15 protein-coding genes and 1 pseudogene are annotated in these 16,874 nt (G+C 39.9%); 2 read left to right on the top strand and 14 right to left on the bottom strand.

All coding sequences use genetic code 11. The annotated features are described in order from the left end of the window. Positions 1 to 127: 127 nt before the first annotated feature. From ACN6MY_RS06750 to ACN6MY_RS06735, 4 genes and pseudogenes are all read right to left on the bottom strand, one after another. A complete protein-coding gene (locus ACN6MY_RS06750; protein WP_419883276.1) occupies positions 128 to 1,555 on the bottom strand; it encodes a HAMP domain-containing sensor histidine kinase in 1,428 nt (475 codons plus the stop codon). Further along, positions 1,539 to 2,231: a response regulator transcription factor gene (locus ACN6MY_RS06745; protein ID WP_419883275.1), complete on the bottom strand. Its 693-nt coding sequence runs from the start codon at positions 2,229 to 2,231 to the stop codon at positions 1,539 to 1,541. Before ACN6MY_RS06745 ends, ACN6MY_RS06750 begins: the two co-directional genes overlap by 17 nt. 266 nt (positions 2,232 to 2,497) lie before the next feature. Continuing rightward, entirely contained in the window at positions 2,498 to 2,683 is a 186-nt protein-coding gene (locus ACN6MY_RS06740; RefSeq protein ID WP_419883274.1) for a hypothetical protein, read from the bottom strand. A 433-nt stretch (positions 2,684 to 3,116) separates the two neighbouring features. Beyond that, positions 3,117 to 3,996, bottom strand: a pseudogene (locus ACN6MY_RS06735) (DMT family transporter). 530 nt (positions 3,997 to 4,526) lie between these two features. Between ACN6MY_RS06735 and ACN6MY_RS06730 the strand changes: the two are divergent. Continuing rightward, positions 4,527 to 4,961: a DMT family transporter gene (locus tag ACN6MY_RS06730; RefSeq protein WP_071352138.1), complete on the top strand. Its 435-nt coding sequence runs from the start codon at positions 4,527 to 4,529 to the stop codon at positions 4,959 to 4,961. An 81-nt stretch (positions 4,962 to 5,042) separates the two neighbouring features. Here ACN6MY_RS06730 and ACN6MY_RS06725 read toward each other — a convergent pair whose 3' ends face one another. After that, positions 5,043 to 5,981: a cation diffusion facilitator family transporter gene (locus tag ACN6MY_RS06725; protein ID WP_419884099.1), complete on the bottom strand. Its 939-nt coding sequence runs from the start codon at positions 5,979 to 5,981 to the stop codon at positions 5,043 to 5,045. 530 nt (positions 5,982 to 6,511) lie between these two features. Between ACN6MY_RS06725 and pbp4b the strand changes: the two genes are divergently transcribed. After that, positions 6,512 to 7,759 carry a penicillin binding protein PBP4B gene (gene pbp4b / locus ACN6MY_RS06720; protein WP_419884098.1) on the top strand — a complete coding sequence of 416 codons (1,248 nt, stop codon included), beginning with the start codon at positions 6,512 to 6,514 and terminating at the stop codon, positions 7,757 to 7,759. 81 nt (positions 7,760 to 7,840) lie between these two features. On the opposite strand, the gene ACN6MY_RS06715 is transcribed toward pbp4b, so the two are convergent. From ACN6MY_RS06715 to ACN6MY_RS06675, 9 genes are all read right to left on the bottom strand, one after another. Beyond that, positions 7,841 to 8,425 (bottom strand): undecaprenyl-diphosphatase, encoded by a 585-nt coding sequence (locus ACN6MY_RS06715; RefSeq protein WP_419883273.1) that lies wholly within the window; start codon positions 8,423 to 8,425, stop codon positions 7,841 to 7,843. A 140-nt stretch (positions 8,426 to 8,565) separates the two neighbouring features. After that, complete coding sequence (locus tag ACN6MY_RS06710; protein WP_419883272.1) at positions 8,566 to 9,789, bottom strand: hypothetical protein; 1,224 nt, start codon at positions 9,787 to 9,789, stop codon at positions 8,566 to 8,568. 12 nt (positions 9,790 to 9,801) lie between these two features. Next, positions 9,802 to 10,635 (bottom strand): hypothetical protein, encoded by an 834-nt coding sequence (locus ACN6MY_RS06705; protein WP_419883271.1) that lies wholly within the window; start codon positions 10,633 to 10,635, stop codon positions 9,802 to 9,804. Beyond that, positions 10,632 to 11,318, bottom strand: a complete 687-nt coding sequence (locus ACN6MY_RS06700; protein ID WP_419883270.1) for an ATP-binding cassette domain-containing protein — start codon at positions 11,316 to 11,318, stop codon at positions 10,632 to 10,634. The genes ACN6MY_RS06705 and ACN6MY_RS06700 overlap by 4 nt, the downstream gene beginning before the upstream one ends. 15 nt (positions 11,319 to 11,333) lie before the next feature. Further along, positions 11,334 to 11,708, bottom strand: coding sequence for a GntR family transcriptional regulator (locus ACN6MY_RS06695; protein WP_419883269.1), 375 nt, complete (start codon positions 11,706 to 11,708; stop codon positions 11,334 to 11,336). A gap of 378 nt (positions 11,709 to 12,086) precedes the next feature. Then, positions 12,087 to 13,484: a protoporphyrinogen oxidase gene (locus ACN6MY_RS06690; RefSeq protein WP_419883268.1), complete on the bottom strand. Its 1,398-nt coding sequence runs from the start codon at positions 13,482 to 13,484 to the stop codon at positions 12,087 to 12,089. Positions 13,485 to 13,903: 419 nt separating this feature from the next. Beyond that, the gene (locus ACN6MY_RS06685; RefSeq protein ID WP_419883267.1) at positions 13,904 to 15,319 is read right to left on the bottom strand and encodes a SpoVR family protein; all 1,416 of its coding nucleotides are present in this window, start codon (positions 15,317 to 15,319) and stop codon (positions 13,904 to 13,906) included. Positions 15,320 to 15,416: 97 nt separating this feature from the next. Continuing rightward, a complete protein-coding gene (locus tag ACN6MY_RS06680) occupies positions 15,417 to 15,743 on the bottom strand; it encodes a DUF3889 domain-containing protein (RefSeq protein WP_419883266.1) in 327 nt (108 codons plus the stop codon). A gap of 11 nt (positions 15,744 to 15,754) precedes the next feature. Then, positions 15,755 to 16,783: a M14 family zinc carboxypeptidase gene (locus ACN6MY_RS06675; RefSeq protein ID WP_419883265.1), complete on the bottom strand. Its 1,029-nt coding sequence runs from the start codon at positions 16,781 to 16,783 to the stop codon at positions 15,755 to 15,757. Positions 16,784 to 16,874 lie beyond the last annotated feature (91 nt).

Raw genomic sequence — 16,874 nt, 5'->3', positions numbered from 1 at the left:
GTTCACCATTTCACTAAGCACCGCTCCCACTTAAAGAAATATTTGATTAGCGCTTGATCAGAGACAACAGCAAAACCCTCTTCAAACAACCAGACGGGCTGTCCATCAAAAGGGCAGCCCGATTTCTTTATTTTGATTTCAATAGCGATATAGTGAATATGGTACCCTCGCTGCTGCTGCCTTTAAGGCTCAGATCTCCTTTTTGGGCTTTAGCGAGCATCTTGCTGAATGGAAGGCCAAGACCAAGTCCGCGCACCCTCAGCTTTTTCTTCTCCCCTCTGTAAAAAGGTTCGAATACAAAATCCTGTTCTTCATCCGGAATGCCGCGCCCGTTATCACGGATATCAATGCATACACGGTCTTTGCTTACACTGTATAAGCTGATTTCGATTTTTCCATCCTGCATCAGCGCCTGCCTGGCATTATTCAGTAAGTTTATGATGATTTCCTGAAGCCTCAGCCGATCTACCATTGCAGTGACTATCTCTTCCGGCAGATTCACAGACAGTTCAAAATCCTGATCATCTTGCGTCATTTTCCATTGATAAGCTATTTCCTGAAGAAATTTGTTCAGATTTTCCTTTTCAAAACGAATCTTGAATGAACCAGCAGCCATGGCGTTATAATCCAGTAAATCTTCTATCATTGTTTGCAGCCTTTGTGTTTCCTTCAGAGATATTGTGAGGAACTCCTTGCTTTCCTCCCCTGTTACTACTTCATCCTTTACTGCCTGAATCAGTCCGCTAATTGACGTAACCGGTGTTTTTAGGTCATGAGTCACTCCTGCAAACAGCTCGGCACGCAGCTTGTCATTTTGCTTCAGCCTGTTGGTCATTTCCTTGAACGATTCTATCAATTCATGTATTTCTTCTTCTTTTGGCTCTTCTTCCTTTAATTGAATATCATAATTGCCCTGGCGGATCTGGACAGCAGCGTTTGCCACCTTTTGAATTGGTTTGGAAATCCTTCTGGAGAGAACGTAAATCACTCCCCACCCCAAAATAAGAAGTCCTCCCATCATAACTGCAAGCAGCCCATGATCCTGGTTCAGTTCCTTTAATGTACTCTCTTCCTGTGCAATCACAACCCAGCCATATTTTTTGCCGTTACGGTCTATGGCCGATTTGACAACATAAACCTGATTTTCATTCCTGATTTTCACCTTTTGTATGGGTTCCTTGCTGTTTATGATTATTTTGGGAAGGTGGTCGTCCCCTTTAGCTATATAAAGCTGCGGCATTGTATAAATAATCTCGCCTTGAGTATCTGTGATATAGATAATAGGCGGTTTATTAAGATGAAGGATTTTCTCCCTTTCTTCTACAATACCAGAAAGGACAGGCCCCACCACCATTTTTCCATTTTCCTTGATAACCCTGTCAGATGTTTCATCGGCGAGATATTTCAGTAAACTTAGTCTGTACTGCAAAGCTGTGTGCTCCATCCACCATGCAGAAAAGATTGACAGCACCATTAAGCCTGTAACCAATGTAATCAGGTATCTAGTTGTCCAATATCTTACAAGAGTTGTTCTTTTTTTAGTTTTCGCTGACACTTAATTGATACCCCATCCCCCGTAAAGTTTTTATTTCGCCTTCAGCCGCCGGCCATTTTTCCAATGCCTTTCTTATTCTTTTAATCGCCAGGTCAACAGCGCGGTCACTTCCGTCATAATCCATGCCCCAAACCTGATCAATCAGCTGATCTCTGGTAAATATTTGATTGGGGTTTTTTGCCAAAAATAAGAATAATGAAAGATCTCTTGGGGTTAGACTAATTTCTTCGCCATTCAACTGAATCGTATATGAACTGAAGTCAGCGCGCAAATTGCCGTATTGCCTAATATTAGCGGTGTTTGTGCTGCTACTGCTTGCTGATCTTCTTAAAACCGCATGAACTCTTGCGACGACTTCTTCAGCTATGAATGGTTTGGAAATATAATCATCCGCACCTGACTTAAAGCCGCTTAAACGATAGTCCACATCTCCGAGCGCAGTAAGCATGATTACTGGGCATGCATTCTTTTGCCGTATTTCCTTCAATATATGCCAGCCATCCTTCCCGGGAAGCATCACATCCAGAAGTACAAGATCAGGTTTTTTTTCTTCAAAAACATCTATGGCTCCAATTCCTTCGTAGTGCTGAAAAATTTCGAAGCCATCTCTTTGCAGATAAGCCTTCAGTACCATAGAAATGGCTTGTTCATCTTCTATAATCAAAACTTTCTTCATTTTGATTTTCACCTCACATACCATAATATAAAAATACACAGCCAGTGCCAATACAGCCCAGCTTATTCATACTTAAAAAATCCTTTTTAAATAGGATATCAGACCAATATGTCAGGATTATGTTAAACGATTCATGCAGCAGAATGTAAAGAGCTCAAAAAAATCATAGAGGATGCAGCTCCATCATTTTTTTCAGGTCTTTTCTTTTTTACACAGAAGAAAAGCCGGCTCCTTCTGCTGCCAGCTTTTCTTCATGCTCCGCCATCTCACTCTTCTGCATCATCAGCAATCGCACGAAGCTCTTTATTGAATAGTTCCTCATTGCAGGTTAAATGTTTCTTGCGGCTTGCAATTTCATCTATTTCTCCGCTGTCTCCACCCGTATTGATCATTTCTGCAAGCTGAATCAAATTCTCGGCTTCTTCCCTATTTCCATTAATAGGCTCTTTCACCTCAGCACCTCCTATACGTTTTGGCTTATTTTTTCCGTAAAGCGGAACTTTAGCCATAATTCAAAAGGCTGTTTTCGTAAACTTTGTTGCTTTTGAACAAAGTGGCTGATTTCCGCTGCAGGATGCTCGCTTTCCGCGGGGCTGGCGGTGAGCATCCTCACCAATGCCAGCGGAGTCTCACCTTCCCGTTAATCCTACAGGAGTCTCACACCTTACGCTCCAATCAACCTCATTAATATGAAATCGCCTCACAGAACTCATTAAAAAACAAGGCTATGTTAAAGGTAAGGGTTGTTTTTTCGTAAGGTGGTATTGCTTGTAAAATGTTACACTTAAACTAACGCAGCAGTTTAGTTTAATAAGCCGAATTTATGATTAATGCTGTTAAACAAGCAAAACCCCCTTCAAATACAATTTGAAGGGGTTCTAAATACTATTTTTTCTCGTTGATAACGAATAAAACACCTGTGAGAATTAGGATAGAGCCGATCCAAAACGTTAAACCTATGTTCTCTCCTAGTATAAGCCATCCAAGTAATGTTCCAACCACGGGTTGAAAAAAGAAAAATATTCCTCCACTTGAGGCGTTAAGCATTTGTAATCCACGATTCCAAAGTAGAAATCCACCTGCTGTTGAAACAATACCCAAATACAAGAGTCCACTCCAAATGGTCGGGTGAGTCAGTTGAGAGATATTAATTTCGTGTAACCTTGGCAAAACAAAAGGAGTCAGCACAATTAATTAATGCTACCAAGATAGAATAAGTGGTTACTACAATTTGTGAGTAATCACTAGGCAAAAGCTTTACAAGTACAGACATGAGTGCCCAGGTTAAAGCTGCAATAAGAAGTGCAATACCTCCAAGTGTACCGGACATATTCACATCGCCAATTCCAACAATGAGAAATACTCCAATTGTCGCTAAACAAACGGAGATTCCCTTTCTTAACGTCATCCGTTCTTTAAGGATTAAGCGAGCAAAAATAACCATAAATGCTGGTGTTGAAGAAGTTATAATGGCTCCCATTTGTGCTGTGGATAGCATAGTACCAGTTTCCTGAGCAACGATTGAAATGGCATTACCAATGATTCCAATGGCTATGATAATTAAGAAATAACGTTTTTCGATTCGCCATTTTTGTTTTGTTATAAAGCCGATAATGAGAAGTGCAACAATAGCTACTATATATCGCATCCACACAAGTTCCAGTGGAGGTATAACCGATACTACAACTTTAACAACAACGTACATTCCGCCCCAAATACTTGAAGCTAGTATTAAATATAAAGAACCTATTAAGGTATTTTTCATTTTTTGTACCCTCCGTTTTTTTGATTAGGTCGACAATGCCCCTAACGGAGAGATGTAGTCACCTTCACTCCACTAAGAGCAGAAGTGTGCTACTGGTACATCGTTTTCAAATAATGGAGTCCAATACATTTTGATTCACCTCTTAGATTACAATTATCTATGTTTTATTATAGCAAACAATATTAAGCCAGTGTTTTAGAGATTCTTAAGAATTTATGATACTCAGAGAGATTGTGAAAAAGTGGACTTAAAGTAACGGGTGCTTTAGTAAAAAATGAGCTTGGAGATATTTTCCAGCTCATTTTTTTGTGCATTATTAAATCAACCTTAACCTTTAACATAGCCAAAAACAACAATCTTTAAGAAAAGAGCCATTCAAAAAGTGAAGACCCTGCAATGGTGTATTTTTTCATGAGTTGAAAATTCCCTTTTTTTATCGTGATGGAGTATAATTTCTCCATACATACACTCCTTTTTGTTGGGAGGCAGTACACTGAATATCCAAATTTTTCGCAAAGGAGTTTTAAGACATGAAAATTATATTCCCGCTGCTTGCTTTAGCTGGCGGAATCGCCATTGCCTTCCAGTCGCAAATTAACGGAGGCTTAGGAAAGAAAACAGGGGCAATCGAGGCCTCCTTCATTTCATTCGCCATTGGGGCACTCGCCTTATTTTTCGTTTTGATATTCTTTGGCAAAGGGCACGTCTCCGCAGTTTCTGCCGTTCCAAAATGGCAATTAATCGGCGGGCTTCTTGGGGCGTTCTATGTAAGTGTGATGGTCTTCACCGTTCCAAGCATAGGCGTTGCACAAACACTGGTCGCGGTTATTGCAGGGCAAATCATCACTGGGGCCGTCATCGATCATCTGGGGCTCCTCGGAGGAAATCAGATTTCTCTTGATGCTAAAAGGATTACAGCCATCCTGCTTCTTTTGGTGTCCCTGTATTTATTTAATAAAAAATAGGCTTGCTGCACCTTCAAACGTCAAAAAAAGAGAAAGACCTTCAGGCAAATGTGAAGGTCTTTTTCTTATGTATGACTTTGCTTAAAACTGATCATTATTTTTATTCTTTTCATCATCCTGCAGGGAATCCTCAGGATAGTAGGGATTGACATGGATTAATACCTCTTTAATCACACTATACTGCTTCATGATTTCATCTCTTATTGCCTTTGTTATATCATGGCCTTCTTTAATGGTTTTATCATGGAATAAAGAAATCCTCGCGTCCACTAAAATATAATGTCCCTGTTCGCGCGCACGGATTTTGTCAATGCGCTTTACATCCTTAAACGTAAGTATAATGGACTCTATGCCCTTCAGTGTTTCCCCATCAATACTTCTTTCAAGAAGAATATCATACGATTCTGTAATCATTTCTTTTGAAATGCGGAAAATAAGATAGGCAACAAATATACTGGCCAGCTTATCTCCATAAAGCAGGAAGTGCCAGCCGTAAGCTCCTCCAATTATTGATAAAATTACACCTATCGCAGCGGCCAGCGACGCAACAATGTCAGCTTTATGATCCAGTGCAATTGCTTCTATTGCTTTGCTGTTATGCTCATCAGCTGCTTTAAAGGAGTATCGGTATAAGAATAATTTAGAAACATAGGAGATTAACGCTACCCATAATGCAAGAATGCTTGGCGCTGATACCGGATGAAGAAATCCAGTCAGGGCTTCATATGCAATGTATAATGCAACCACTAAAAGAATCATACCCACAATAGACGAAACAATTACCTCTGCCTTTCCATGGCCGTATGGGTGTTCTGCGTCAGCAGGTTTACTCGCAATTTTTATGACAATGAGGACAATAACTGATGCAAAGACGTCAGCTGCAGAGTGAATACCGTCTGCAAAAACGGAATCACTGTTTCCATACCAGCCGATTAAAATCTTTCCAAGCATCAGGATAATATTGCTTACAAGACTTATCCATGCCACCTTATGGGCCAAGGATTCTCTTACATCCAAAATCGATCAACTCCAATAATAATTAACTGCTTTTCCATAGTAATATAAGAAGTTTAGGTGAGTCTAGAGAAACAGAATTGCCTGCAGTGCTTAATTTAGGAAAAGATAAATTATTTTGAAAGAACTTAAATATGTTTCGTAAAGGAAAGAATTATTCATTCAAACATAACCTGGATTAAAAAACAGATGGATTTTTGGTTCATCCAGGTTTAAAGTGCATGAATGCCATTCAGCCATTTCATTATGTAAAACATTTGATTATGGAGGACAAAAGTATCAATTTACTGAAATAATGATGTTCCATCTTTACACAAAGGAACCGGACATTCTATGATAGAGTTGAATTCAGAATATTTAAAATAAAGGAGGAAAACATGAAAATACCCTGTAAACAGCTTATTATTGCAGCACTCTCCCTATCCGTGATGCTGACAGGCTCAATCCAGGCATCTGCCAAGAACGATTCCGCAAAGGAAACAAAACTGGTTAACAAGAAAAGTGAGAACGCCAGCAGGCACAATTCGCATAACCTGATGTATCCGGTACTTAAAAAGGCACATAAACCGGAAGATGCCGGATTTTCATCCTCTAAGTTAAAGGAAGTCGATTCTTTGATTGAAAATGAAATCGATAATGGTTTCCCTGGAGCTGTCCTGCTTGTTATCAAGGATGGCAAAATCGTAAAAAACACGGCTTACGGCTATGCAAAAAAATACGATCGGGGCACACTGCTAAAGCACCCAAAAAAAATGAAAACAACCACAATGTTCGACCTAGCATCAAATACCAAAATGTATTCAGTGAATTTTGCCCTTCAGCACCTGGTAAGCCAGGGCAAAATAGACCTGAATCAGACTGTCTCACACTATGTCCCTCAGTTCAAGGATAGTGCTGACGATAAAATCAAAGGAAAAGATACACTTCGGTTAATTGATATCCTTCACCATACGGCTGGCTTCCCGCCGAGTGTCGAATACTATAATCCCAAGCTTGCCGGGGATTTATACACAACAGACCGCAGTAAAGTCCTTCAAATGATATCAAGAACTCCCTTAGATTATCAGCCAGGAACAAAAAATATATACAGTGATCTGGATTATATGCTGCTGGGTTTTATCATTGAAAAAGTCACAGGCAAACGGCTGGACCAGTATGCAGAGGAAACGCTGTATAAGCCGCTGGGATTGAAGCATACACTCTTTAACCCGCTGCAAAAGGGGTTTAAGCCACGGGATTTTGCTGCGACTGAACTTAATGGAAATACCAGGGACGGGGCTATATACTTTCCAGGCATCCGCACATATACCCTTCAAGGAGAAGTACACGATGAAAAAGCCTTTTATTCAATGGGGGGGGTCTCCGGGCATGCAGGTTTATTTTCAACGACAGGAGACCTTGCAGTTTTGCTTCAGGTGATACTGAATGATGGCGGCTACGGGAATGTGCAGTTATTTGATAAACAAACAATTGATCGATTTTTAGCACCATCTGATATGAATCCTACTTACGGGCTGGGCTGGAGAAGAAATGGAAACTCAAGCATGCATTGGATGTTCAGTCCCTATGCAAGCGAAAATGCAGTGGGTCATACAGGATGGACCGGTACTCTTACCATCATCGATCGTGAGAAAAATCTGGGGATTGTCCTTTTAACCAATAAAAAGCATTCTCCAGTGGCGGATCCGCAAAAAGATCCGAATAAATTTCTTGGCGACACATTTGGCATCAGCCAGTATGGCAATGTTGTAACTGCAGTGTATCAGGCCTTAAAAGTCAACTAGCCTCCTTATGATGAGCGTTATAACAGCAAAAAGAAGGATAACCATACTGGTTTCCTTCTTTTTGCTGTTATCCTGCATTGCTTATAGATGTTTGGTCCTGGAGGGTGATTTGCTTTTTCTGCCGAAGATTGAATAGTAAATTGATATGATACCATTGACTAATGGATCGAGCAGCCCCGAAAGCTTGAAGATTACAAAAGCAACAATCAAAGCCACAATCAGGCTTCCCATTACATCAAATGGATAATGAAGGCCGGCCCAAATCCGGGAAAATCCCGTTAATAATGCTAAAATAAACATTGGAATACCCGCTTTTTTGTAATGAAACCACATGGCAATAGCTATCGCAAAAGCACCTGTAGAATGGTCGCTGGGAAAAGATGCATCCTTTGCGTGGGATATCAGCGTGTGAACATGATGGGTGACAAATGGACGCGGCTCATAATAGATATGAGAGATGACCACATTTGCAATCAATGCAACTGCCCCAGTGCCTCCGGCAAAAAGAACTGCACGTTTCATGGACTTGCCGCCAAAAAGCCAAAGAACTAAAAGTGCCAATGCAAAAATGTAGATTGCATTATTCGTGATAAACACCATAAATTGATCAAGGGCATTGCTATGTCCAGACAAATTGTGAATATCTTTAAATAACTCGTAATTCATTTAATCATTCCTAACTGCAGGGAGAATTTCCAAAACATCTTGCCTTTTGCCCAAAATTAATCTGGAACATGCCTGCGGAATAATTATATCTATTATAAAATCAATTAACAAATTAAAATTCTATTAAAACGTTAACCCGTCTAATTAATACTTATTCCATCGATTTGAAGATTTATCCCCGCTTTTTTATTGCCTTTTCCTTCTAATATGCTTCCTTTGAAGACCTGCTTTCCTGAATTTAAATCAGCAGCGATGAGATATTTGTCCTTTCCGCCAAAATTTCCCTCTCCATTTACTGCCATAACAAATATCTTTTCTTTGTTTATTAATAATGAATTTACCCTTAAATCCTTCCCTCCTAGAGGAATAGCAATTTCCTTAGAGGGAGTGCTGCTTGCAGCATCATATTTATATAGATGAAGAACGTGATCTTTTTCTAAAAAGAAATATAGGACAGACCCATGATGATATACAGGGAGATTTTCTTCGCCGCTTGTAAGCTTCTGCGGGATCTCTGTCTTCACTTGGATGTTTTCCTTTAAGTTAAAAACAACCCAGTCAATCTTAGTTTTTCCCTCTACTATTTCTCCGTTCTTTTTAGAGATTTGCTCTGTAGAGATTTTTTTGAATACAAGGTAGTCATCTGGACCCATCTCATCTGCTTCAAGAGCCTTCTCAAAAGAAACATGCATATTCGGCCCTCCTTGTGTACGGAGGATAGTCTGGTTGTCCAAAAGCTTCCCTTTATGCATATCAAAGGTGTACACATGTATTTCTTCGGCGTTATCCTCATCCGGCAGTTGTGCTGAATTTGTTGTGACAACATATATCTTTGAACCTACACTCTGTACCTCTGAAACAAATATATAGTTGGACTTATCCCTGCCTGGAACGGGCATATTTATGGATGTGACAGATTCGTCTTTTTTTTCCAGCTGGGAAACTTTAAAAGTAAGATCATTGCTGTCTCCGGAATTTCCGCCAGTTACCTCTGCATAAGCGAGTTTATTGCTGTCTTCATAAAAGTTGGTTTCTTGAGATTTTCCTCTCATAAAATTGTGATATTTTGACTGAAGTTCTTTTATTCTCTTACTATGTGCTGCTGAATTCTCAAGGCTTTCAAAAAATGGCAGTTTTCCTGTATACACAGTTCCATTGGCAGTAATATCAACGGATTCCCCAATGCCGCCCTTTAAATAGCTGCCTTCAAGGACCACTGACTTGATGTATTCAGCCCCGCCTTCATCCGGATTTATTCTATATTGCGGCAGCTTGTCCGCTGATTGTGCTGACTGGATATAAAATGTACCGATACAAATAATCGAAGCTGCAATAATTAAGCTTGTTTTCCAATATCTTCTCATCGTCTATTCTCCTTACACAGTAACTTTTCTATTAATGAGGAATTTGCCAATCGCAATGGATGCACCGATTACAAAAAGGCCCAAAATCAATTCCAGTCCAGCTAGCTCCATTGGGTACAGATACACGGAATCTGTGAAACCAATCAGCAAAAGCGGTGAAAGAAATACAGCAAGTGAGGCTGCAAAATAAAGAATCCCGAAAAATACACCCTTTATTCTGTAGCTTCTTTCAAACATAATAGCTGTAAATAATGCAAACACACACATAAATCCAATGCCATATGAAAGAATAAACTGCGGAAAATTCCTTGGAATAATAACGTTTAATACCTGGTTTCCCTCAATTAATGTACTAATTTGAAAAACACTTCTGAAATGTTCAGGAACAAGCTGCAGGAAAAGTTCATTTTCAAGAGGAAGTATCAATAGCTGAAGCGCCGTAAGCCCCAACACCATTAAAAAGATGGCTGTTGCCTTGGCGAGATAGACATTTAACCTCGAAGTTGGAAGCATCAATAATCTGTAAATAAAAGTATTTTTGCCAAACCAGTCTCTATACCAAATTAAAAAGATATAAAGGATAAGGCCTATTGCGCTAAGTGCTATTGGTCCAAGGAACCAAAAACTATTCATGATATCCAGAAAGGATGTAGGGCCAAAATTACTAAGATATTGTGCCTCAGTCAGTGACTGCTGCTGCATGTCTTGATGAGCATTACTCATATAACTGTTAGAATGGACAATTACCCCTATAAATTGTGAAAGAACCGTAATAAGAAGCAGAGCTAAGTACATTTTACCGAACCGGTTGACTTCAAAGTTCACTAACTTTGCATATTTCTTCATTGCTGATACACCTCTCTCATAACATCTACAACTGATTTACCCTCTGAAAACCTCAAATCTTCAGGCTTGAATTCCTTAATAACTTTTCCGTATTCAATCAGCACTGCTTTATCAATTAAGTGCTCGATATCCCCAATTTCATGAGTAGTAATGATGACACCCTTATCCTCAATCAGCGAGCTTGCGAAAACATCGGCAATATGTTCTCTGCTGAACATGTCAATGCCAGAGAATGGTTCATCCATCAAAATATAATCCACATCAAGTGCGAGCCCTAAAAGCAAATTTAATTTAGAGGTATTTCCTTTGGATAGCTCTGAAATCCTCATTTCCTTCTTAAGCTTAAAAAATTCGAGAAGTTCATCAGCCTTTTTCCCATTCCAGCTGCCGTAATAATCCTTCATGAAGTCAAAAGCCTGAAAAATGGACATCGATGGCAGCATCGTTATGGCATCAGGTACATATGTGATTTTTTCATAACTGTTTTTATCTAATTTTTTTTGATCGATTGTGATTTCTCCCTTGTATGGAGTCAAACCCATGATCGCTTTTAAAGTAGTGGTTTTTCCTACTCCGTTAATTCCGATCAGACAGGTGATTTCACCTTTTTCTGCTGTAAAACTTATATCCTCAAGCACCTTTTTCCTGCCATATCTCTTGCTGACATTCTTCACTTCAATCATTAAGATTCCTCCTTGTCATCCCTTATCGACAGAGTTATATTTTTTTTCAATAAGATTTAATAGCTCTCCAACCGGCACATTAATCGGTTTAATGGACTGGACGAACATATCTACCGCTTCTATAATGAGCTCTTCCCTGATGCCGCTTAAGACTTTCAGGTCATTTGTAATCTTGCTGGGATGATTTTTTTCTGTAGTGATCAAATCCTGTTCCTCCATCTCTTTATAAGCTTTTTGTGCAGTGTTTGGATTAATCTTGAGCAGTGAAGCCAGCTCTCTTCTCGATGGGATTTCCTGTCCGGCTTCAAGCGCCCCAATCGCAATTTGCTCCTTAAAGTAACGGACTACCTGCAAATACACCGGGTCACGATTGTTAAACGTTACATTCATGAAAAACAACTCCTATTAAGTGAAACTTCCTTCAATGGACAGTGTTCCGCTGTTTTAGCTTCAATCTTTCTCAGATCTTAAAGATATGTTACCTATTATGTTATAGCGGGAAGCAGCCACCCTGAGTGTATGTACTAAGTGGTTCATACACCTTATATAATGTACTATATCTGTAATACACTTCTGCTGTCAACATTAAAATAAATAAAGTTCAATTCAGCGGCAGTTATTCATTTCTTTGATCCAGCCGCCGTCCATTATCTTCATGGAAAAGTCCTTGTACATAAAGGCAGACTTCTAAATACGTGCAGCCAGCAAAAAAAGCTGTCCAATAGGTTATTTAATAACCTTTAGGACAGCTTATATTGGCATTTCTGATTACATGACTGAATTCAGGTCAGAAAGAATGGCATTAGCCATTTTCTCTCCATTGGCGATGCAGTCGGGTATTCCAACTCCATAGTACGAACAGCCTGCAAGAAAAACACCAGGATAGTGCTGGAGCATTTTTTCTTCCAGAGCCTCCACAGTTTTGTTATGGGAGATGTGATAATTTGGCATTGAATTTTCCCACTTAGTAACCTCGCTGGAAATCGGTTTTGCTGAGATTCCCATACTTTTCTCAACATCCCTTAAGGCAGCTTCAGATAATTCGGCATTGCTTAAGTCTTTTAAGCCGGGATATACCGGATTGGAGCTTTTATAAAATAACCGTACTAAAAGCTGCTTGCTTTTTGAAGTATGCTCCCACTTCCTGCTTGTCCATGTGCAGGCATTGCAGGCAAGATCACTTTTTTCAGAAACAATAAATCCCGTACCATCTTTCGGCAATTCACTGTCAGGGATATCAAATCCGAGATAAACACTGATCATAGAACTGCTTTTTAGCTTATTGAACTCTTCCTCCAAATCATGATTGTCCAGCAGCCGCTTAGCTGCGGTCTCTGGAACACTTAACACAACATAGTCGGCTTCAATATCATCATGATTAGTAAAAGAGATGGTATATTTCCCATTTCTTTTTTCAATAGAGGAAGCTGCAGTGCCTGTTAAAATTTCCGTTCCCTTAATTTTTTCTGCAATAGAATCAATAATTTGCGATAAACCATTCTTGAAGGAAATAAATTTCCGGTTTCCTGAGCCTTTAAATTTATCTCTATTATGTGACAGCCCCCTGATAATGCTTCCATACTGATTTTTATAGTCAAGTAAATATGGAAGTGTGGAAGCGATTGTGAGAGTATTCAATTTTCCTGAATAAATGCCGGATAGAACGGGAGAAATTTGATTTTCAACCAATTCTTTGCCAAGAAAGTGCTCAAGAAATAACCCGATTGAATCATCCTTAGAAAAGTCTTTATTCGTGGAAATCAAATCCTTTAATGCATTCAGCTTTCCCTTTGAAGAGATCAGCGGGCTGCTAAAGAGTGATTCAATGCTCATTGGTATTCCAAACACAGAATCCTCCGGAATTTGCAGCAGGCGGTTTTCTGTGTGAATATATGATGTCCCTGTTGCGTTGTATACCATTTCACCTGTTAAGCCCAGTTCCTCCAAAAGCGGAACAACATTTTTTTTGCGCGCTACAATGGAGTCAGCGCCTGTTTCCATTGTAAATTTGCCTTCGCGGACCGTATGGATTTTCCCGCCCAATGTTTCACTTTGCTCTATAAGTATCAGTTTCACGTCTAATTGTTTTTCTATTATCACTTTATGCAAATAATACATGGCGGATAAACCTGTGATGCCCCCGCCAATCACTGCAACTGTTTTCAATTTCAGCACCTCGATCAATGGCTCTAATACTTGAGCCTTCACTGTAATTGAATTGTAACATACTGCCCGCTATAAACTGTAACAGCAAACTTGAACAATTTCGGAACAACTCAATATATGAACTACATGCAAAAGAGATTAAGTACATTTAATATTGACTCAAGAAACTCCCGTGCCAATGAAGCCGGTGAAAACCAACGCTCAATTTTACAAAGGTATCCTTTACGGACTTTTTCAGTACGCTTCTAAATTCCCGGAGTTAATTTTTTGATAACAAAAGGCTGCTGCCCATACTTATACAGAATCCGATCCGGCCATCATTTGAGCATTAAAAAATGGCACAGGACTGTGCCTGCGCCTTACTGATTTATTCAGCTCTTAGTTCTCTTGATCGTCTTCAGATGTGCAGGCCCCATGATTTACAGATATTTGCGGTGTATTCCTTTTCCATCATAGGTAAAAAGCATTTCTTTATTCTCCATGACCGATTCCAGATGTACAGACCTGCCCCAAAGCTGATGAATATAAGGCATGACCTTTTCCAGGTATTTAAAATCCAGTTCAATTCCCTCGTACCAATGCTTTAAATACAATTCGCCATTTCGAAGATAATCGCCATCATTGACTGTCAGGTAAGGGAACCCGCCATTTACGCGCATGCTGACAAGCTGGTCTCTTACTTCTTTCCAGGCTTTGTCGACGATTTTGTAGTCCTTGCCCTGCTTTTGAAATAAATACAAATCTTCTCTTGTAACCAAGTCTTTGGTCAGGTAATTCCGGAGAAAGGATATATCCGATTCTATTTCCCTGACCTCAAACATCTTTTCCCGGCCGGAATTTGGCTGGATTCCAAGCTTTTTCATCTCTTCTGTGGGATTATTGTAGCGTTCCTCTATGTCTTCAAATATCTTCACGCCTAAATAATATGGGTTAATTCCTGTTTTTGAAGGCTGCACCACCCCTGCATTCAATTTAGCAAACTCAATCGATTCACTTGAGGTAAGATCAAGCTCCCTGAGAATCCGCTGATGCCAGAATGAAGCCCAGCCTTCGTTCATGATTTTTGTTTCCAGCTGCGGCCAAAAGTACAGCATTTCCTCCCGCATCATCGTTAGGATGTCACGCTGCCAATCAGCCAGGTCGCGGCTATACTGTTCAATGAAAAGTAAGAGATCTTTCTCTGGCTGAGGAGGAAATCTTTTTTTCTTTTTCTTGGCTGGTTCATGTGTTTTTGGTTTGGAATCCAATGACCATAAATCATCATAAGGAGAAGCGGGAGATGCCTGATCTTCCTCATCAATCTCCAAATCCTCCAATGTCCAGGAAAGCTTGGGACGCATAAGAGATGGATCAATATGCTCCTCTATTGCAAGTACAGCATCGAGGAAGGTTTCAACCTCTTTCTTTCCGTGAAGTATTTCATAATCACGAATGCGGTCAGCTGTTGCAGCCATACTTTCCACCATATCCCTTTTGGTGTTCTGAAAACGGACATTATTCTTAAAGAAATCACAATGGGCCAGCACATGAGCCACAATCAGTTTATTTTGTATAAGTGAATTGGAATCCAGTAAAAAAGCGTAGCATGGATCCGAATTGATCACAAGTTCGTAAATCTTGCTTAACCCAAAATCATAATGCAGCTTCATTTTGTGAAACTGTTTGCCAAAGCTCCAGTGCGAAAACCTTGTCGGCATTCCGTAAGCCCCGAATGTATATATGATTTCTGATGGACAAATTTCATAACGCATGGGATAAAAATCAAGGCCAAATCCTTTTGCGATTTCTGTAATTTCACTGATTGTATATTCAAGGGCTTTTTGTTCAGCATTCATTGTTCTTCCCCCTTTTCATCCTTACCACAATGTATGATAGAGGAATTGGAGTATGACAATATCCTGACTGACTGTCTTTAAATTTGTTTAGATAATCTTATTTTTGATTAAATGGTGCTTCAGTGACATGAAGGCTGATCAGGTTCTGGGAAATCAGGCTATGCTCCGCTTTAATTAATACATTCTTTTCTATCCCCTTATCTTTTATCAAAAACAGGAAGGAATCCACAGCAAGTCCGTTTCCAGACTTCTTCCTTCCCAAAAATTCATAATCGGTAACTGAAGTCCCGGGATAGTCGGTCCTTACTACAGCAATGGCAATATTGCCATACTTCTCATAGTGCAGGGGTGCTCCTTCAGAAGGCTTGCCGGCAGCAGGCAGCAACAACATTAAAACAAGTAATGCGAGCAGTATTTTTTTCATATTCATCCTCCTCATTTATCATTATTTTTAGTATGGAGAGGATTTTTTTTCTTATTCTTATCCTGTTTATAAGCTTCTTCTGCCAGCATGATTCCTACATATTTATTTCTTTGCCATTCCTCCTTGAACACCTTCATAGGCACACTGGTTTCTCCAGCAGGAGGGCCCGCTTCCAGCGTTATTGCAGAACGTTTAAATTCTGTAATAAACCAATCTGTATAACCGCTGCCGGTTGCATGCTTCTCCGGGACTGAAAGCAGGTAAGAGGTCATTTTTGCTGTTTTTGAGGCAAGAAGGTAATCCCTGATTACGTTTTCCTGCTTATTTTGATACTTCCAATAAATTTCTCTTCCTGATGTATGATAAGCAACCGCCAGTAAAGGCCTTATTTTTTGTGTAAAAGATGCTAGTGCTGCTGCCTCTTTTGCCTGCAGCGGGTACTTTCCTTTGTAAAAATGATACGAAGGATGGTTTATCCCCGTTTCTACGTTGCTCCACCCTGCTGGATATTGGCGGTTAAGATCTATTCCCTGTCCGTTTGCTTTCCACCGCATAAAGTTGAGGCTGTAGCGGTTCATTTTCATCAGTGCCAATTTTTCTTTCCAATTATATAGTGATAAATCTCCCTGCTGTATGCTGACACCCTCGGGATTCACCATTGGCACAAACCAGATGCTTACCTTGTTTAAAATTTCTGACGGGTACCTGCTGATCGGCTCGTTCAGGTGGTAAGCTTTTGCATACTGTTCGAGCATCTTCATTAAAAGGAGCGATGTCAGCCATTCCCTTCCATGATGTGATCCTGTAATGATGATGCTTTCCTCGCCTTCTCCGAGATGTGCGGCGTAGATTTTCTTTCCTTTCTGTGTGATACCCAGTGACTTAAGCCCAAATTTGTACTTTTTCTGCAAATCATTCAAGTCTTTTTCCATTTTTTCATATGTATATATATGGTCCTCCTGAATAATTTGGGCTTGTGCATAACTGCCTGGCCAGAAAATCAAACAGAATACTAAATAAATGGATGCAAAAAATTTCATGACTTCACCGTTAATTCCGCTTTAACGGGCATCCATCACCGGTTCTGGAACTAATGCCCAATGATGCTGAAACGGGATAGCTGTCCGTAAA

Origin of the sequence: Peribacillus sp. B-H-3, assembly GCF_048572925.1 — a bacterium.
Lineage (GTDB): Bacteria > Bacillota > Bacilli > Bacillales > DSM-1321 > Peribacillus.
Note: the sequence above shows the minus strand (reverse complement) of the source record. Positions and strands in the feature narration are given on the sequence as shown.